At 60.5% G+C, this 17,594-nt stretch carries 16 protein-coding genes; 6 read left to right on the forward strand and 10 right to left on the reverse strand.

Going from position 1 to position 17,594, the window contains the following annotated elements; translation table 11 throughout:
- Positions 1 to 37: 37 nt before the first annotated feature.
- Together DWY95_RS13545 and DWY95_RS13550 are read right to left on the reverse strand one after the other, a co-directional pair.
- On the reverse strand, positions 38 to 724 hold the full coding sequence (locus DWY95_RS13545; protein ID WP_118553905.1) for an RluA family pseudouridine synthase: 687 nt from the start codon (positions 722 to 724) through the stop codon (positions 38 to 40).
- The gene (locus tag DWY95_RS13550; RefSeq protein WP_118553906.1) at positions 721 to 1,272 is read right to left on the reverse strand and encodes an NUDIX hydrolase; all 552 of its coding nucleotides are present in this window, start codon (positions 1,270 to 1,272) and stop codon (positions 721 to 723) included. The genes DWY95_RS13545 and DWY95_RS13550 overlap by 4 nt, the downstream gene beginning before the upstream one ends.
- Before the next feature lie 368 nt (positions 1,273 to 1,640).
- Between DWY95_RS13550 and nifJ the strand changes: the two genes are divergently transcribed.
- From nifJ to DWY95_RS13575, 5 genes are all read left to right on the forward strand, one after another.
- Positions 1,641 to 5,186 (forward strand): pyruvate:ferredoxin (flavodoxin) oxidoreductase, encoded by a 3,546-nt coding sequence (gene nifJ / locus DWY95_RS13555; protein WP_118553907.1) that lies wholly within the window; start codon positions 1,641 to 1,643, stop codon positions 5,184 to 5,186.
- Between the two features lie 961 nt (positions 5,187 to 6,147).
- Positions 6,148 to 7,719: a magnesium transporter gene (gene mgtE, locus DWY95_RS13560; RefSeq protein ID WP_118553908.1), complete on the forward strand. Its 1,572-nt coding sequence runs from the start codon at positions 6,148 to 6,150 to the stop codon at positions 7,717 to 7,719.
- Between the two features lie 214 nt (positions 7,720 to 7,933).
- Positions 7,934 to 8,236, forward strand: a complete 303-nt coding sequence (locus DWY95_RS16915) for a hypothetical protein (RefSeq protein ID WP_147365975.1) — start codon at positions 7,934 to 7,936, stop codon at positions 8,234 to 8,236.
- Between the two features lie 68 nt (positions 8,237 to 8,304).
- On the forward strand, positions 8,305 to 8,943 hold the full coding sequence (locus DWY95_RS13570) for a rhomboid family intramembrane serine protease (RefSeq protein WP_118553910.1): 639 nt from the start codon (positions 8,305 to 8,307) through the stop codon (positions 8,941 to 8,943).
- A 33-nt stretch (positions 8,944 to 8,976) separates the two neighbouring features.
- Positions 8,977 to 9,939, forward strand: coding sequence for a hypothetical protein (locus tag DWY95_RS13575; protein ID WP_118553911.1), 963 nt, complete (start codon positions 8,977 to 8,979; stop codon positions 9,937 to 9,939).
- Positions 9,940 to 9,981: 42 nt separating this feature from the next.
- Here the strand turns inward: DWY95_RS13575 and DWY95_RS13580 are convergent, their stop codons facing one another.
- The gene (locus tag DWY95_RS13580) at positions 9,982 to 11,268 is read right to left on the reverse strand and encodes a D-alanyl-D-alanine carboxypeptidase family protein (protein WP_118553912.1); all 1,287 of its coding nucleotides are present in this window, start codon (positions 11,266 to 11,268) and stop codon (positions 9,982 to 9,984) included.
- 25 nt (positions 11,269 to 11,293) lie between these two features.
- Positions 11,294 to 12,268: a serine hydrolase gene (locus DWY95_RS13585; RefSeq protein ID WP_118553913.1), complete on the reverse strand. Its 975-nt coding sequence runs from the start codon at positions 12,266 to 12,268 to the stop codon at positions 11,294 to 11,296.
- Positions 12,269 to 12,376: 108 nt separating this feature from the next.
- Between DWY95_RS13585 and DWY95_RS13590 the strand changes: the two genes are divergently transcribed.
- The gene (locus DWY95_RS13590; protein WP_118553914.1) at positions 12,377 to 12,925 is read left to right on the forward strand and encodes a gamma carbonic anhydrase family protein; all 549 of its coding nucleotides are present in this window, start codon (positions 12,377 to 12,379) and stop codon (positions 12,923 to 12,925) included.
- Positions 12,926 to 13,228: 303 nt separating this feature from the next.
- On the opposite strand, the gene DWY95_RS13595 is transcribed toward DWY95_RS13590, so the two are convergent.
- The 6 genes from DWY95_RS13595 to DWY95_RS13620 all read right to left on the reverse strand — a co-directional run bounded on the left by DWY95_RS13595 (position 13,229) and on the right by DWY95_RS13620 (position 17,582).
- The gene (locus DWY95_RS13595; RefSeq protein ID WP_118553915.1) at positions 13,229 to 13,996 is read right to left on the reverse strand and encodes a biotin--[acetyl-CoA-carboxylase] ligase; all 768 of its coding nucleotides are present in this window, start codon (positions 13,994 to 13,996) and stop codon (positions 13,229 to 13,231) included.
- Positions 13,993 to 14,481 (reverse strand): metallophosphoesterase, encoded by a 489-nt coding sequence (locus DWY95_RS13600; RefSeq protein WP_118553916.1) that lies wholly within the window; start codon positions 14,479 to 14,481, stop codon positions 13,993 to 13,995. Before DWY95_RS13600 ends, DWY95_RS13595 begins: the two co-directional genes overlap by 4 nt.
- A 22-nt stretch (positions 14,482 to 14,503) precedes the next feature.
- Positions 14,504 to 15,355, reverse strand: a complete 852-nt coding sequence (rsmI, locus tag DWY95_RS13605; RefSeq protein ID WP_097791255.1) for a 16S rRNA (cytidine(1402)-2'-O)-methyltransferase — start codon at positions 15,353 to 15,355, stop codon at positions 14,504 to 14,506.
- An 18-nt stretch (positions 15,356 to 15,373) separates the two neighbouring features.
- Entirely contained in the window at positions 15,374 to 16,051 is a 678-nt protein-coding gene (locus DWY95_RS13610) for a methyltransferase (protein WP_118553917.1), read from the reverse strand.
- Positions 16,052 to 16,185: 134 nt separating this feature from the next.
- The gene (locus DWY95_RS13615) at positions 16,186 to 16,356 is read right to left on the reverse strand and encodes a 4Fe-4S binding protein (protein WP_097791253.1); all 171 of its coding nucleotides are present in this window, start codon (positions 16,354 to 16,356) and stop codon (positions 16,186 to 16,188) included.
- A gap of 287 nt (positions 16,357 to 16,643) precedes the next feature.
- A complete protein-coding gene (locus DWY95_RS13620) occupies positions 16,644 to 17,582 on the reverse strand; it encodes a stage 0 sporulation family protein (RefSeq protein ID WP_118553918.1) in 939 nt (312 codons plus the stop codon).
- Positions 17,583 to 17,594 lie beyond the last annotated feature (12 nt).

Below are 17,594 nucleotides of genomic sequence, written 5' to 3' on the forward strand. Positions count from 1 at the left end.
GAAAAAATAGAGTGGACCGACCTGCCGAAGACGGATGCTAAACGTTCCATGGCGCGGTCTCCGGCTTTTCCAATGCGAACTTCATCGGCTCCCCGGTCTCCGGGTGCAGAAAACAGAGCCGTGCGCTCTGCAGTGCAATGGTTCCCTTGAAATGGCTGCCGTATTTGCCGTCGCCCCAGAGCGGATGCCGCCGGGAGGCGAACTGCACCCGGATCTGATGGGTCCGCCCGGTGTGGAGAGTGATGTCCGCAAGGCTCAGGGTTCCGTTCGAGGCGGTGATGCGGTATTCGAGCACGGCTTCCCGCACCCCTTTGCGCGGGCGGCTGACCGGGAAGACCCGGCCCTTCCGGCTGTCCTTGAACAGATAGTCCCGCAGGATGCCGTGTTCCGGCAGCGTTTCGTCCGGTGCCCCGGCAAGGACGGCCCGGTACTGCTTGGTAAAGACCGGTGCGGGCAGCGTATTTTGGGTGGGTGCAGCCCGGCCGTCCAGCACGGCGTAGGCTTCCTGGCTCTGGGTGATCTGCCGTGTCAGCGCGGCGGCGGCCTTCGGGGTCCTGGCACAGACCATCAGGCCGGACACGCCGGTGTCCAGCCGGTGCACGATGCCCACATAGGCGTCCGGCTGCCCCCACAGCTCCCGCAGCCGGGCGGGCAGGCCGGCCTCACTGGACAGGCCTGCCGGTTTGTTCACGACCACAAGGGCCGCATCCTGATAGAGGATCACAGTTTGCCCTCGTCCAGCAGGGCCTTCAGCTTGAGCACGCCTGCCACAGTTTTGCCGTCCTTGATCTCGCCGCTCATGACCATCTCATAGGCTTTCTGCAGCGGCACACGGTCGGGTGTCAGGAACTCGTCGGCGTCCAGGTGCATGTGGGTCTCCTTCAGGCCGGTGGCCACCCAGGTGTAGATGACCTCGGTGTCGTAGCCCACGGTGGGGTAAAATTCGCCCAGCGAGGTGTAGTGCTCGGCGGTCAGGCCGCACTCCTCTTCCAGTTCGCGCTTAGCGGCTTCAAAGGGGTCTTCGCCCGCTTCCAGCTTGCCGGCGGGCAGCTCCCACAGCTCCTGCTGCATGGCATAGCGGAACTGGCGCACCATGCAGATGGTGCCGTCCTCAAAGTAAGGCACGATGCAGGCACCGCCGTGGTGGTGCACCACTTCGCGGGTGGCGGTCTTCCCGTTCTCCAGCAGGGCGGTGTCCTTGGTCAGGGTGATGACCCGGCCCTCGAAGAGCACCTCGCTGGTCAGTTTCTTCTCAAAATGTGCTGCGTCCATCGTTTCTGCGTCCTTTCTGAACGAGCCGGAGCCTGCTCCGGCCCGGATAAATCACTGGCTCCAGTTTACGGCATTTCCTGTACGATTGTCAATTCAAAATTAAGGAAAAGTTAAGAAAAAATCGCTCCATTGGCCAAAAACTTAAAATTCTGCAAGAATGAATCCCACCAAAAACACAAGCGTAAAAAACCAACAAAAAAAATCGTGAAATTTTGTTGCGTTTTGCCAGTGGGTTTGCGTTTACTTTAGAAGCGGAATTTGTTATTATAGTATACGAGCAATAGTGCCTTTTGGGGTTCTCCGGCCCCGCCGGGGCGCTTATTGCCCCGCGCAAAAGGTACCAAATTCTGAACAATGGAGGAAGAAAAATGCCTAGAGCAAAGCAAACCATGGATGGCAATACCGCTGCCGCTCATGTAGCATATGCCTACACGGACGTGGCTGCCATCTACCCCATTACCCCGTCTTCTCCGATGGCTGACTCTGTGGACCAGTGGTCCGCAGCTGGCCAGAAGAACATCTTCGGCAACCAGGTCAAGGTCGTCGAGATGGAGTCTGAGGCCGGCGCTGCCGGCGCTGTGCACGGCTCTCTGGGTGCAGGTGCTGTTACCACCACCTTCACCGCTTCTCAGGGCCTGCTGCTGATGATCCCCAACATGTACAAGATCGCTGCAGAGCAGCTGCCCTGCGTGTTCGATGTTTCGGCACGTACCGTTGCTACCCAGTCCCTGAACATCTTCGGTGATCACAGCGACGTCATGGCATGCCGCCAGACCGGCTTCGCAATGCTGGTCGAGAGCAGCGTGCAGGAAGTCATGGATCTGTCCCCGGTTGCCCATCTGGCAGCAATCGAGGGCAAGGTCCCCTTCCTGAACTTCTTCGATGGCTTCCGTACTTCTCACGAGTACCAGAAGATCGAGAAGTGGGATTACGCTGATCTGAAGGAAATGTGCAACATGGAGGCTGTTGAGGAGTTCCGCGCCAAGGCACTGAACCCTGAGCACCCCAAGATGCGCGGTTCCCACGAGAACGGCGACGTGTTCTTCCAGCATCGTGAGGCCTGCAACTCTGTCTACGACGCACTGCCCGCAGTCGTCGAGAAGTACATGGCCAAGATCAATGCAAAGCTGGGCACCAACTACGATCTGTTCAACTACTACGGCGCTCCCGATGCAGACCGCGTCATGATCGCTATGGGCTCTGTCTGCGACGTTGCAGATGAGGTCGTCGATTACCTGAACGCCAAGGGTGAGAAGGTCGGTATCGTCAAGGTCCGCCTGTATCGTCCCTGGGTCTCTTCCGCTCTGCTGAAGGTCCTGCCCAAGACTGCAAAGAAGGTCGCAGTTCTGGACCGCACCAAGGAGCCCGGCTCCCTGGGCGAGCCTCTGTACCTGGATGTTGCTGCTACCCTGCGTGAGGCCGGCATGAACGATGTCGTCCTGACCGGCGGCCGCTACGGCCTGGGCAGCAAGGACACTCCCCCGTCCTCCATCTTCGCTCTGTTCAAGGAGCTGGAGAAGAATCAGCCGAAGGAGCGCTTTACCCTGGGCATCACCGATGATGTCACCGGCCTGTCCCTGCCCGAAGTCAAGCCCGCACCCATCACCGCAGCTGCTGGCACCAAGGAGTGCAAGTTCTGGGGTCTGGGCGGCGACGGCACCGTCGGCGCAAACAAGAACTCCGTCAAGATCATCGGCGACCATACCGACAAGTATGTTCAGGCATACTTCCAGTATGACTCCAAGAAGACCGGCGGCGTGACCATCAGCCACCTGCGTTTCGGCGACAAGCCCATCCGCAGCCCCTACTACATCAACCAGGCTGACTTCGTGGCCTGCCACAACCCCGCTTACATCCACATGGGCATGAAGATGGTCCAGGATGTCAAGCCCGGCGGCGTGTTCATGATCAACTGCCAGTGGTCCGATGAGGAGCTGGGCCAGCACCTGAACGCTGAGGCCAAGAAGTACATCGCTGACAACAACATTCAGCTGTACACCATCAACGCCATCGATAAGGCCATCGAGATCGGTATGGGCAAGCGCACCAATACCATCCTGCAGTCTGCTTTCTTCAAGCTGGCAGACGTCATGCCCATCGAGGACGCTGTCAACTTCATGAAGCAGGCAGCTCAGAAGAGCTACGGCAAGAAGGGCCAGGACGTCGTCGAGATGAACTGGAAGGCCATCGATGCTGGTGTTGACGCCATCCACAAGGTGGACGTCCCCGCTTCCTGGTCCAACCCCGAAGCTGATCCCGCACCCAAGGCTCTCACCGGCCGTCCGGAGCTGGTCAAGCAGATCCGCGACGTCATGGAGCCCATCGCTCGTATGGACGGCGACAGCCTGCCCGTTTCCGCTTTCGTTGCAAATGCAAACGGCGAGTGGGAGCAGGGTGCTTCTGCATATGAGAAGCGCGGCACCGCTGTCAACGTTCCGGAGTGGGATGCTTCCAAGTGTGTTGGCTGCAACCAGTGCGCATTCGTGTGCTCTCACGCAACCATCCGTCCCTTCCAGCTGACTGCTGACGAGCTGGCTGCTGCTCCCGCACAGACCAAGAGCCGCGACAACAAGCCCGCAAACGAGTACAAGTTTGTCATGGCTGTGTCTCCTCTGGACTGCATGGGCTGCGGCGAGTGCGTCACCGTCTGCCCCACCAAGGCCATCAGCATGGTTCCTCAGGAGAGCCAGGCCGACCAGCAGGCAGTCTTCGACTACTGCGTCGCCAACATCTCCAAGAAGCCCGGCAAGTTTGCTGACGACACCGTCATCGGTTCTCAGTTCAACCAGCCGCTGCTGGAGTTCTCTGGCTCCTGCGCAGGCTGTGCCGAGACCTCTTATGCTCGCCTGATCACCCAGCTGTTCGGCGAGAAGATGTACATCTCCAACGCTACCGGCTGCTCCTCCATCTGGGGCGGCACCGCTTCCATCTCTCCGTACACCGTCAACAAGGACAGCGGCCATGGTCCTGCATGGTGCAACTCCCTGTTCGAGGATAACGCTGAGCATGGTCTGGGCCTGTACCTCGGCCAGAAGACCGTCCGTGAGAACCTGATCAAGCGCATCGCTGAGGTCGCTGGTTCTGACAAGGCTTCCGCTGAGCTGAAGGCTGCATTCGACAAGTTCATGGAGACCAAGAACAACACCAAGGCCAACGACGAACCCGCTAAGGCTCTGATCGCTGAGCTGGAGAAGGCTGCTGCCGCTGGCTGCACCGAGTCCGCTGAGATCCTGAAGAGCAAGGAGTTCATCGCGAAGAAGTCCGTCTGGATCTTCGGTGGCGACGGTTGGGCATACGACATCGGCTTCGGCGGCCTGGATCACGTCCTGGCTTCCGGCGAGGATGTCAACGTCATGGTCTTCGATACTGAGATGTACTCCAACACCGGTGGACAGGCATCCAAGGCTTCCAACATTGGTGAAGTCTGCCAGTTCGCTGCTGCTGGTAAGGAGATCAGCAAGAAGAGCCTGTCCGAGATCGCAATGACCTATGGTTACATCTACGTCGCTCAGATCGCTCTGGGCGCCAACATGAACCAGGCTGTCAAGGCGATCGCCGAGGCTGAGGCTTATCCTGGCCCGTCTCTGATCATCGGCTACGCTCCCTGCGAGCTGCACGGTGTCAAGGGCGGTATGACCAACTGCCAGAACGAGATGAAGAAGGCTGTCGAGGCTGGTTACTGGAACCTGTTCACCTTCAACCCGGCCAACAAGGCTCAGGGCAAGAACCCGTTCACTCTGACCTCCAAGGCAGTCGACGCCGAGAAGTACCAGGCTCTGCTGGCAAACGAGACCCGTTACAGCCGCCTGACCCGTGCCTTCCCGGAGCGCGCAAAGCAGCTGTTCGCACGCAACGAGCAGGTCGCAAACGATCGTTACGAGCATCTGACTCGTCTGGTCGAGCTGTACAAGTAATCTTTCTCCCCTGTTTTGGGCCGGAACGCGCCGCAGCGGCACCCTAGTCCGAAAGGCGGCTGCTCCGCACTGGCGGTTACTGCGCAACGCAGCAGTGCGAAACTGTGGCTGATCTGGCCCCGGCAGCGGCAAAAGAAGAACGTGCACAAAAGCGACAACGCTTTCCGCACAACAAGTCTCTGATTTCATTTTCCCACGCCCTTGCTGCGGCAGTGATCCGCAGCGGGGCCGGGTGTTTGAAATACCAAAGCGCCCGCGAGGGTCCTTGAAAGCACACCCCGCGTGTGTCAGGAACATAAGGTCTGTTCGCAGATACCTTGTTCCGCCTGAAGCATAAGACCTGCCTTGCAGGGATCTTGCCTCAGTCAAAAACGGATCTCGTTTTTAGCGCCCCGCTCACCGGCAACGGTGACCGGGGCGTATTTTTTGTGTGCGGCGGGCTATTTTACACTTTCTTCATAGGTTTTTCATGAAAAAACGCGCATTCGGTGCTATACTACGAACATAAGGAACCGGGGCCGCAACCGATTCCTTGTACATGATTCCTCCTCACACCAAGGCAATATCCGAACAGAAAGTCCTTTCCAGTGTTCCGCAAGCGCTGGAAAGGGCTTTCTGCTTTTTTGACGGAAATTTCCCTCTGCTTTCGGCGGTTTTAGGGTTGACCGGCCTTTTTGCGGACGCTATAATAAAAAGTGGATAAGATCTTTAGGAGGTGAACGCAGGACAATGGACCCGGATCATAGTCGAAGACACGGATCAACTGCGGCACAGCAGAACCAGAAAGCAGCTGCGTTCGCCTTTTTTGCCCGGTAAGAGGTGCTGTGTGGGCACTTCTCAGCGGGGAGAAAGGGCGCAGCTTGGTGCGCGCAGCGGGCAGAACGGCTCGCTGCGGGAAGCAGGCGGCGCTTTTTGTTTTGTGTGCTGTCCGATCCGCCGGAAACGGTAAGGAGGAACACAAATGGAACTGGAAGAAAAAAAGAGCGCGGCCCCGGAAGCATCGCTCCCGGTGCCCGAACTGCCCGCAGATATCCCTGCGGAAGTCCGCCGGAAGCTGGCCGAAGACCTGAGCGAGGAGGCCACCGAAGACCTCAAGCAGGATGTGCGGGACGCCGAAGAAGAAGAGGCCCGCGACGAAGAGGTCAAGGCAAACCCCGAAATGCTGACCAAGAGCCGCCTGCTGAAAATGCTGGTGAAAAAGCAGTATGTCAAGCTGCGCGAAGTCACCGAAGAAGAGCAGCCCGCCGACCTGGCCGAGCTGCTGGAAGAACTGGACGAAAACAACCGTCTGGTGGTCTTCCGCCTGCTGAAAAAGGAAGTGGCGACCGAGGCCTTTGCCTATATGTCCGATGAGGCCCGCGATGACCTCGTCAATGCGTTCTCGGATGTGGAGCTGGTTAGCGCCATCGAGGAGATGAGCCTGGACGACGCCGCCGACCTGCTGGAAGATATGCCCGCCGGTGTTGTGAAGCGGGTGTTGGAGAAATCTTCCAAGCAGACCCGTGAGAGCCTGAATAAGCTGCTGAACTACCCCGAAAGCTCGGCCGGCAGTCTGATGACGCCCGAATACGTCCGTCTGCGCAAGGAGATGAACGTCAGCGATGCGCTGGCCGCCATCCGCCGTCAGGGCGAGAACGCCGAGACGGTCTACACCAACTACGTCGTCGAGCGCAACCGTCTGCTGGGCGTTGTGTCTGCCCGCAGCCTGCTGCTGGCCGACCCCCAGACCCCCATTGCCGACATCATGGACGACAACGTCGTTGCTGTGAAGGTCACGGACGATCAGGAGTATGTGGCCCGTGAGATGCAGCGCTACGACTTCACGGCCATGCCGGTCCTGGACAACGAGGGCATGTTCGTCGGCATCATCACCATCGACGATGCAATCGACGTTCTGACCGACGAGTCCACCGAGGATATGCAGAAGATGGCGGCCATTCTGCCGGATGACGATGCAACGACTTATTTCGGCACAAGTGTCTGGACCCACGCCAAGCAGCGCATCCCCTGGCTGCTCATCCTGATGCTGTCGGCCACCTTCACCGGCATGGTCACCACCCACTACGAGGAAGCCTTCGTCAGCCTGCCTCTGCTGGTCTCCTTCATGCCCATGCTGATGGACACCGCCGGCAACTGCGGCAACCAGATCAGCACCCTGATGGTCCGCGGTCTGGCGCTGGGCGAGGTGGAACCGGCCGACTTCCTCCGCGTTCTGGGCAAGGAGATCCGCGTCTCTGCCATCGTGGGCGCGGTGCTGGGCATCGTGAACGGCCTGCGCATCTATCTGATGTACACCTTCCTCTTCCCCGGCCAGTACGAAAATGTCATCGGTTACGCCATCGTGGTCAGTGTATCGCTCTTCTTCAGCGTCATCCTGGCCAAGCTGGTGGGCGGTATGCTGCCGCTGGCCGCCAAGAAGCTGGGTGCCGACCCGGCCATCATGGCAACGCCGTTCATCACCACCATCGTCGATGCGTGCAGCCTGATCCTGTACTTCCAGATCGCGCAGATCGTGTTCCGGAATATGATGTGAGAAAACTTGAAGAGCGGCTGCATCTGCCGGGACTCCGCAGATGCAGCCGCTCTTTTTCTGTGGAAAAGTCGGGTTTTCCAACGGTTTTCAACACGAAGAAATTCCGTCCCATCCGATGTGGAAAACTTGGCCGCCCTGCATTCCAGCGGGGAGAAAGCACTTTACAGCTGGGAAGAGCCGGTGAAAAAAGAAAAGAAAACGGCGCGACTTTCTTTTGGAAAAAAGAAAAAGCTCCCACATTTCTCCCCAGAAACCACCATGGAAAATGCCGGGAAATACTTCACGTATAAAAACCAAACGGTGGAGTAGTGGAAAACTCGGTGGAAAAAGTGGAAAACATCGTGGGAAACTGGCCCTCTTTTTCACAAATTCAGTGGAAAACCCGGTGGAAAAAGTGGATAAGTCCATTTGGAAGGCACAAAAATGGATACAACCGGCTGTTTTAGCAGAAGGCGGCAGCGACAGCCAGCCGCCTTTTGTTCACAGGGATTTTCTTGAATGGCCCTGCCAAACATGATACAATGAGAAAAACAGCGGCCCCCCAAGCCGGGGGCCGGAATCTTACGAGCATGGAGGCGTTCCCCTATGAACTGGCTAACCAAACTGGAGCGGAAGTATGGCCGCATCTGCATCCCGAACCTCATCTCGATCCTGGTGGGTGCGCAGGTCCTGGTCTATGCCGTGGAACTGTTCGTCAATCAGTATGTCTCGCTTTATCTGAGCCTGAGCCGCACGGCCCTGCTGATGGGGCAGGTCTGGCGGGTCATCACCTTTGTGTTCGTGCCGTTTTCGGGGGGCGGGCCGCTCAGCGTCATCCTGGGCATCTACTTCACCTGGTTCATCGGGAGCGCATTGGAAAAAGAGTGGGGCGACTTCCGCTTCAATCTGTATCTCCTGTTGGGCATGGTGGGCGCAGTGGCGGCCTGCCTGCTGACGGGCTATGCCGATACCTACTGCCTGTCGCTCTCGCTCCTGCTGGCCTTTGCGATGCTGTATCCGGAGGTGCAGGTGCTCCTCTTCTTCGTCATCCCCATCCGGGTCAAGTACTTCGGCTGGTTTGCGGCGGCGCTGTGGGCGCTCAGCTTTCTGGGGTCCGGCATGATGGGAAAACTGAACTATCTGCTCTGTATGCTGAACTTCGTCGTCTTCTTCGGCCCGCAGGCCTGGCGCAGTGTCCGTGCCTGGGTCCGCCGGGAGCAGTGGAAACGGAAGAACCGCCGCTGAGTGCGGGAGAAAACAGGAAAGACAGAGGACAGCATGTTAGAACGCATTGCGGGAAATGAAGAACTGAAGTCCAGCATCCGCCGGATGCTGGAGGGCCGGCGTCTGACTCACAGCGTCCTGCTGGTGGGCGAGGCGGGCCTGGGAGCCGGTTTTGCGGCCCGCTGTGTGGCGGCGGATTACCTCTACCCCCAGGGCGGTGCGCCTGCAGAAGCGCTCCTGCGGGGCGAATGCTGCCGCGCGGTGGCCAAGGCGGGCAAACGCGACAGCGGCCAGATCGAGACCGGCATCGTGCGGGAGGCCATTTCCGTCACCGGCATGGGGTCCGGCGGGCGGTATCTGGTCGGTCAGGTCACGGCCATGCGGTCGGAGATCTTCAATACAAGCCTTTCGGCAGAGGGCCGTGCCGTCCTGCTCTACCATGTGGAGCGGATGAACGAGGAATCGGCCAATGCACTGCTGAAAGTCATGGAAGAGCCGCCGGAGGGGGTGCTCTTTCTGCTGACGGCGGATTCGCTGGCGGGCGTCCTGCCCACCATCCGGAGCCGCTGCATCAGCTTTGCCGTGGCCCCGGTCTCCCCGGAGGACTGCGCCCGCTACTGCACCGCGCAGGGCGTGGGCGCAAAGGATGCGGCCCTGTACAGTGCGCTGTTCGATGGGAACATCGGCACCGTGCTGGCCGCTGCGCGGGACGAAGCCCGCCGCGAGCAGGTGGACCGGGCGCTGGCGCTGGCCAAAGCTGCGGCGGCCAGAGACAGCTATGCGGCGGCGGTGCTGCTGGCCGCTTATGAAAAAGACAAGGCCGGTGCATCGGCTCTGCTGGCCGATTTCCGGGCCGTAGCCGCCGCCGGGCTGCGGGGCAGTTCGCATTCCCCGGTGGAGGGTGAGACCGCCCGGAAGGCCCTCGGAGCCGCCGATGCGGCGATGCAGCAGATCGGCGCACAGGTCAACCCCAAGATCGTGTTGTCGGTGCTGGCGGCGAAGTTCCGGACGTTCTGAAAAAACAAAAGCAGCCGCATTGCGGCTGCTTTTGCATCGTTCTCATTTTCGATTGACTCTCCGCTTGCGGTTCCGGTTCAGGGAGCTGCCGCCGGAGACGAGGGTGACACAGCTCAGAACCGCGAGGAGGAGCACGAGTGCGGCCATCAGGAGCAGGGTACTCTTGAGGTCGGTGCGGAAGTCCGACACGTATTCCTGATGGGTCACAAGGTCTACGGTGCCGACCTCGTAACCGTCCAGATAGACAGTGGCCTGTCCGAGGACTGCATCGGCCTTGACGGTGGCGGAGACGCGCTCCGGCAGCGCAAAGCTGTAGGTGACTTTGTCATCGGCGTGGCCGTAGCCGCTGACCGGTTCGGCGGCGTAGAGCTCGACGGCTTCCGCACTGCGGCACTTGGTCAGGGGCACGGTGGTCAGCGGGGTGGTGGTGTCCACCAGTCTCCGGTCTGCAAAGCTGGCGAAGGCCCAGTCCAGCAGTTCGGAGGCTTCCTTATAAATGTTGTCCAGGTCGGAGCCGAGGATGACCAGACCATAGGTGTGGCCGTTCTTCTGGGCAAAGGTGACATAGCAGCGGCCTGCCAGCGTGGTGAATCCGGTCTTCATGCCCCGGATGTAGTCGCGGTAGTAGGGATATTCGGGGTTCAGCATCAGGTTGGTGGAGGTGATGCTGCGCTCCTTCTGGTGCAGGTTGGTGGCCGGGAGGGTGTAGCTCAGGGTGTTGGCGACCTTCATATAGGTCTCGTTGGCGGCGCAGGCCGAGGCGATGAGCGCGAGGTCGCGGGCCGAGGAGACGTTGCCGTAATCGTACAGGCCGTGCACACAGGTGAAGCTGGTGCTGGTGCAGCCCAGCTCCTGGGCCTTCTGGTTCATCATCGCGACAAAACTGGGCAGGCTGCCCGCCACATCGTTGGCGATGACGCTGGCGGCATCGTTGGCGCTGGCCACCAGCAGGCCGTACAGCAGGTCGATGCGGCGCACGGTCTCGCCGATGCGCAGATTCATGGTGCTGCCGTTGGCGTTCTGGATGTCCTTGAACTCCTGTGTCAGGCTGGTGGGAATGGTGATCTCTTCGTTCAGGTCTTTGCCGCTTTCGAGAAAGAGCAGGGCCGTCATCATCTTGGTCAGGCTGGCGATATACCGCTGCTGCCCGGCGTTCTGGTCCAGGATGGGCTTGTCGATGTCTGCGTTGAACAGATAGACCGACTCGCCCTCGTTGGCGGTCTGGATGGGCATCTCGTACACGGCCAGACCGGGCAGCGCGGCCGAGACGGCCAGCACGACCGTCAGCAGCAGAGCCGCCATCCGGCGGAAGAGCGTAGTGTTTTGCATGAGCGTATCCTCCCAAAATTTCAAATCAGCTGAACAGGAGCTGCCAGAAGGTCAGCGGCTTTTCGGGCTGGGCCGGGGCGGCGGCTTCCGGCTGCGTGGTGGTCTGCACGGGGTGCAGCTCCGGGCTGGTGAAGGCCCAGTCCAGCAGCTCGGAGGCTTCCCGGAAAATATTCTGGCTGTTCGAGCCGAGGATGACCAGACCGTAGGTGTGGCCGTCCTGCTGGGCAAAGGTGACGAAGCAGCGCCCGGCCTTGGTCGTGAAACCGGTCTTCATGCCGTGGGCGTAGCTGCGGTAGGCCGTGCTGCCCGGCTGCAGCAGCTTGTTCGTGGTGGTGATGGTCCGGGCTTCATGTACATTGGTGGCGGGCAGCTGGTAGAGCACCGTGTCGGCCACCTGCCGGTAGGTCGGGTTCGCGTAACAGGCCAGCGCGATCTTCGCCAGGTCCCGCGCGGTGGAATAGTTGTTGGCATCGTACAGGCCGTGCGGGCAGGAGAAATGGGTGGTCGTACAGCCCAGCTGGCGGGCGCGGGCATTCATCCGGGCCGCAAAGGCGGCCAGGTCTCCCCCGGCGGCATCGCTGGCCAGCACACTGGCCGCGTCGTTGGCACTGGGCAGGAGCATGGCATACAGCATGTCGATGCGGCGCACGCTCTCCCCTGCCTGCAGGCCGATGGTGTGGCCCCGGTTGGCCTTGATGGACTGGAACTCCGGTGTCAGACGGTCCGGGATGGTGATGCTGGCGTTGAGGTCTGACCCGTTCTCGATCACGAGCAGGGCCGTCATCATCTTGGTCAGGCTGGCCACATGCCGGACCATATCCGGGTTCTGTTCCACGAGGGCCTCACCGGTGTCGGCATCGAAGAGATAGATCGACTCCTGCGGGTAGGCGGTCTGGATGGGCATGGCGTAAACGGCAAAGCCGGGAAGCGCTGCGGCCACCGCCACGGCGGCGGTCAGAACCAGCGCGAGCACCCGGCGTACAAAAGCAGGATGGTTCATGAAAGAATGCTCCTTTGGAAGTTTCGGGCTTCCCTGATCCCCAAAATCAAAACGAACTATTAAAAGAATACCATAAATGAGCGAAAAGAGAAAGGTGGTTTTTCAACAATGATGATCCAATTTGGTGGAAAAACGCCACAGGACTGCGGTGCAGCCTTTGTGGCCCCCAATGCAACGGTGCTGGGCGACGTGGTGCTGGAGAAAGGCTCCAGCGTCTGGTACGGAGCCGTGCTGCGGGGCGACGACGGCACCCTGACCCTTGGTGAGAACACCAACGTGCAGGACAACGCAGTCCTGCACTGCGACCCCGGCGGCGCAGTGACGCTGGGCAAAAACGTGACGGTGGGCCACAGCGCGCTCGTTCACGGCTGCACCGTGGGCGACGGAAGCCTCATCGGGATGCACGCGACCCTGCTCAACCACTGTGTCATCGGCCGGAACTGCATCATCGGCGCGGGGGCGCTGGTGCCGGAAGGAATGGTCATCCCGGACGGCTCGGTGGCGGTAGGCGTCCCGGCGAAGATCATCAAGACCATCCGCCCCGACCAGGCCGCGCACAACATCGAAAATGCCGTCCACTATGTCGGCGATGCCGAGGCCCATGCCGAGGCGGTGAAACAATGCGAAATCATCGAAACGGAAGCGAAAACGAAATGAACTTTCATCGAACCGGCTCATACCGGATGATTTTTCGGGAAAGCGACGAAATTTCAGAGCCGGACGCTTAACAAAATTTTCACAAGATTTCACAAGAATGTAATGACTTTTGTTCGGAAATCGGGTATACTATGAATTACAAGGGAGCGGGGCCGCAACCGTCTCCCTTGCACATGATTCCTCCTCACACCAAAGCAATACCCCAAAACAGGAACCCCCTCCGGTGTACCGCAAGCGCCGGAGGGGGTTCCTGTTTGTTTTCAAAAAGATATTCTTAAGAAACTCCCGCCCTTTGGGAGAGGGTCATACAGCGCCGTAGATGCCGTGCACCGAGACTTCGCCGGTGAAGACATGCTCTTCGCCGCTGTCGGTGCGGACGACCAACCGGCCGTCCGCGTCCACATCGATGGCTTCACCGGCACCCTGCCCGCCGCCCGGCAGGTCAAAGGTCACGCGGCGGCCGATGTTGATGCAGGCGGCCCTGTATTCGTCCCGGAAGGGTGCAAAGCCGTCCCGCGCAAAGACGTACATCGGGCGGTCGAAGCCGAAATCGGTCAGCCCCTCGGCCAGCCATTCGGGGTCGGTGGAAAGGTCCACCTTGGCCCCCTGCAGCTCCAGCGAGGTGCCGTGGGGCAGGTCGGCTGCGTCAAAATAGCTCTGCGGCTGGGCCAGGTTGATGCCGATGCCGCACAGGATGCCCCGGCCCTGCTGCTCGTAGCCGTAGGACACGCTCTCGCAGAGGATGCCCACGATCTTTTTGCCGTTCAGCAGCAGGTCGTTGGGCCACTTGATCTGGCAGTCCACGCCGTAGCGCAGCTTCAGCTGGTCGCGCACGGCCAGACTGGCCAGCAGCGGCAGAGTGGCGGGCTGCGCCAGCGGCTCCCGGATGGCGACGGTGTAATAGAGCGCCCGGCCCTCTGCATTGACCCAGGTGCGGCCCAGACGGCCCCGCCCGGCGGTCTGGTTGGTGGTGTAGACCGCGCCCACCGGGCCGAATTCTTCAAAATGCTCTTTCACATAGGCGTTTGTGCTGCCGCATTCGGTCAGATAGCGCACTTCATTGATGCTCATGGATGTGGTACCTCTTTGTGTTCATGGCAGACGATCCTGCCCTTGTCCAGCGTCAGGATGCCGTAGGTGTTGGGCCCGGTGTAGCACCGGCCGCAGGAGCCGGGGTTGAACAGGAACACCGATCCGTGCTGTTTGGCCACCGGGACGTGGGTGTGGCCGAACAGGGCCACCTCCGCGCCGCGGGCCTCGGCGGCATCGGTCAGCGTGTCCAGATCGTATTTTACACCGTACATATGGCCGTGCGTATAGAAAATGACGACCTGATCGAAGGCGGCCAGGCCGTCCAGCGGCTCCAGCGCACCAAAATCGCAGTTTCCGGCCACGGCGTAGACCTTCATCTTCGGGTAGAACGTCAGCGCTTCTTCCAGGTCGCGCAGGCCGTCGCCCAGAAAGATGACGGCGGTCGCATCGCTCTCCGCGTGAAGGATGCGCTCGACTGCGCCGGTGCTGTTGTGGCTGTCACTCAGGATCAAAAGTTTCGTCACGGGACCAAGTCCTCCTCAAAATTTATTCTTCCGTTTCGCCAGCCTGCAACGCCAGCATCTGTTTGTAGACTTCGCTCTTGGAGTAGGGGGTGCCCTGCGCGGCGGCCTTGGCGGCAGCCGTGGGGCCGTAGCCCTCCCCGGTCAGCTCCAGTGCCCGCTGTGCGGCCTGTTCCAGCGTCAGGCTCTCTTCGGCCTCGGCAGCGGGCGCTCCGGCCATGACCAGAACGTATTCGCCGCGCGGCTCGTTCCCGGCGTAGTGGGCCTGTGCCTCGCCGAGGGTGGTCTTCCAGATCTCCTCATGCAGCTTGGTCAGTTCCCGGCAGAGGGTGATGCTCCGCTCGGTGCCAAAAGCCGTCGTGAGGTCGTCCAGCGTGGTGCGCAGCTTGTGGGGCGCTTCGTAGAAGATGACCGTCCGCTTCTCGCCCTGCAGCTCGGCCAGCCGCTCCCGCTTCTGCTTTTTGTTCACGGGCAGGAACCCCTCGAACACCCAGCGGGAGGTATCCTGGCCGGAGACCGCCAGCGCCGTGACGCAGGCCGATGCGGCCGGCACCGGCACCACCCGGATGCCACGTGCCAGCGCATCCCGCACGATGACCTCGCCGGGGTCGGAGACGCAGGGCATCCCGGCGTCTGAGCAGAGGGCGCAGTTCTCGCCCGCCTCGATGCGGCGGAGGATGCCCTCGCCCTTTTGCAGGGCATGCTCGTAGTAGCTGACCATCGGTTTTTTCAGGCCGAGGAAGTTGAGCAGCTTCATGGTCACGCGGGTGTCCTCGGCGGCGATGAAGTCCGCCGCGCCGAAGGTCGCCGCCACGCGGGGCGGCATGTCATCCAGGTTACCGATGGGGGTCGCGACGATGTATAAGGTTCCTGCCATAGGGAGTACCTCCAAAATTTATTGTTTCCCGTACAGGGCCGCTCCGGTCGAAAGGAGCACGTCCGGCTCGATGCGTAGGCCGGTCTTCCGGTTCTTTTGCGCCTCCACCAGAAAGAGCCAGGGCGCGGCATCCGGCTGATTTTTCACAAAGGCCAGCCGCTTTGGCTCCAGGCGGTGGGCCCGCAGCACAGCCAGCACCTCGGCCAGCCGTTCCGGCCGGTGGCACAGCGCGAGCCGCCCGCCGTCTTTGAGCAGGCGGAACGCGCAGCGGCAGACGTCTTCCAGGGTGCAGTCCGTCTCGTGGCGGGCCGTGGCGCGGGCGGGGTCGCTGCTCTGGAAGCCCGCCGTGAAATAGGGCGGGTTGCAGGCGCACAGGTCAAAGCTGTCCTCCCCTTCGCGGAAGGTGCGCAGGTCGGTGCAGCAGGGGTTGATGTGGTCGATGTTCTGGGCCGTCAGCGCCTCGGAGAGCAGGGCGCTGGCTTCCGGCTGCAGCTCGATGGCTGCACAGGGGCCGCGGTGGCCCCGGTCGTGCCATTCCAGGCTGACGATGCCGCAGCCGGAACACAGATCTGCCGCGCGCTGGAGCCGCTTTGGCTCGGCAAAGCGGGCCAGCAGCAACGCGTCTGAGCCGAACCGGTGGACCGCAGAACAGAAGACTTCTGTTTTATTATACAAAATCTCGGTGGAATGTTCCATATCTGCAAGCTGCATCCTTTACCAAAATATCGGGGCCGAAAAGCCGGGAAAATTGTGCATGAAAGAAAAGCAGCAGACCCGCTTTTGACAGGTCTGCTGCTTTTGATGCGTTTTTACGGATCTCGCCGCGAAACTTATTCAGCGGTGATCGCACCGGTGGGGCAAGCGCCCTCGCAAGCGCCGCAATCGATGCAAGCGTCTGCGTTCACAACTGCAACGCCACCCTCAACGGTGACTGCACCAACGGGGCAAGCGCCCTCGCAAGCGCCGCAGCCAACACATGCGTCAGAAACCTTGTGTGCCATAATAAAACTCTCCTTTATTTCCCGTGCCAATGTTTAGGAGACGCCTGCCCTCGCACGGTACCAGCATGCCTCTCCGGAATTCTTCCTTGTCTGCATTCTAGCAAACCAAAAATAAAAAGGCAAGACTAACCGTGCCAACGAAAAGACGTTTTTTTGTTTTTTGTGGGGTTGCACAAAAGCAAAGGCTAACTTTGGGGGAAAATTGAGAGAGATTTTTAGCGAAAATCACGAAATACGGTTAGTTTTACGATACTAACCACTGTGATTTCCCACTGTTTTTCTGGGAATTATTTCTCTTTTTTGGGGCAGTTTCCACAGCCGGTGCGGCCATTGGCGTCGGCTGCGGCCACCACGGGGGCCGGGTTGCGCACACCGGAATAATCGTCGTCCGGGTCGGGGCGGCGGGGGGCGCGCTTGCCGCCGCTGACGTACTCGCAGACGCCCACTTTGTAGTACCGCGGAGTCAGGGCCTCGGTGCCGCAGCGCACCCGCAGGTAGCCGGACACCGGGTTCACTTCCAGAACGGTGCCCAGGCCGTCCGGGGTGCGTACGGTGCTGCCCACCATGGGCATGATGCTGTTCAGATACTCGTAGGCGCTCTCCTCATAAGCCAGGCAGCACATCAGGCGGCCGCAGGCACCGCTGATCTTGGTGGGGTTCAGCGAGAGGCCCTGCTCCTTGGCCATCTTGATGGAGACGGGCTGGAAGTCCTTGAGGAAGCGGGAGCAGCAGAACGGCTGGCCGCAGATGCCCAGGCCGCCGATCATCTTGCTCTCGTCGCGCACGCCGATCTGGCGCAGCTCGATGCGGGTGTGGAAGATGCCGGCCAGGTCCTTGACCAGCTCGCGGAAGTCCACGCGGCCGTCGGCGGTGAAGTAGAACATGATCTTGGAGCGGTCGAGGGTGTATTCGGCCTCCACCAGCTTCATTTCCAGGCCGTGGCGCGCGATGCACTCCTGGCAGGTGTGGTAGGCGCGCTTCTCGTCCTCGCGGTTCTGGCGCATCCGGCGCACATCCACGCTGTCGGCCATCCGGGTGATGGGCTTGAGCGCCTTGGGCACGGCGGCGTCGGTCAGTTCCCGGACGCCCTGCACCACCTCGCCGCACTCGATGCCGCGGGCGGTTTCCACGATGACGTAGTCGCCGGTCCTGATCTCGGCCCCGGCAGGGTCGAAATAGTAGCTTTTTCCGTTTTCCTTGAAACGGACAGAGATCACTTGTTTCATAGTTGTCCTCGT

Origin of the sequence: Faecalibacterium sp. AF28-13AC, assembly GCF_003478405.1 — a bacterium.
Taxonomy (GTDB): domain Bacteria; phylum Bacillota; class Clostridia; order Oscillospirales; family Ruminococcaceae; genus Faecalibacterium; species Faecalibacterium prausnitzii_E.

Coding starts and splice junctions, on each gene's coding strand:
- DWY95_RS13610 (WP_118553917.1), bottom strand. CDS start 16,051: ATGGAACATTCCACCGAGATTTTGTATAATAAAACAGAAGTCTTCTGT.
- DWY95_RS13570 (WP_118553910.1), top strand. CDS start 8,305: ATGAACTGGCTAACCAAACTGGAGCGGAAGTATGGCCGCATCTGCATC.
- DWY95_RS13575 (WP_118553911.1), top strand. CDS start 8,977: ATGTTAGAACGCATTGCGGGAAATGAAGAACTGAAGTCCAGCATCCGC.
- DWY95_RS13550 (WP_118553906.1), bottom strand. CDS start 1,272: ATGGACGCAGCACATTTTGAGAAGAAACTGACCAGCGAGGTGCTCTTC.
- DWY95_RS13580 (WP_118553912.1), bottom strand. CDS start 11,268: ATGCAAAACACTACGCTCTTCCGCCGGATGGCGGCTCTGCTGCTGACG.
- DWY95_RS13595 (WP_118553915.1), bottom strand. CDS start 13,996: ATGAGCATCAATGAAGTGCGCTATCTGACCGAATGCGGCAGCACAAAC.
- DWY95_RS13620 (WP_118553918.1), bottom strand. CDS start 17,582: ATGAAACAAGTGATCTCTGTCCGTTTCAAGGAAAACGGAAAAAGCTAC.
- mgtE (WP_118553908.1), top strand. CDS start 6,148: ATGGAACTGGAAGAAAAAAAGAGCGCGGCCCCGGAAGCATCGCTCCCG.
- DWY95_RS13615 (WP_097791253.1), bottom strand. CDS start 16,356: ATGGCACACAAGGTTTCTGACGCATGTGTTGGCTGCGGCGCTTGCGAG.
- nifJ (WP_118553907.1), top strand. CDS start 1,641: ATGCCTAGAGCAAAGCAAACCATGGATGGCAATACCGCTGCCGCTCAT.
- DWY95_RS13585 (WP_118553913.1), bottom strand. CDS start 12,268: ATGAACCATCCTGCTTTTGTACGCCGGGTGCTCGCGCTGGTTCTGACC.
- DWY95_RS13590 (WP_118553914.1), top strand. CDS start 12,377: ATGATGATCCAATTTGGTGGAAAAACGCCACAGGACTGCGGTGCAGCC.
- rsmI (WP_097791255.1), bottom strand. CDS start 15,355: ATGGCAGGAACCTTATACATCGTCGCGACCCCCATCGGTAACCTGGAT.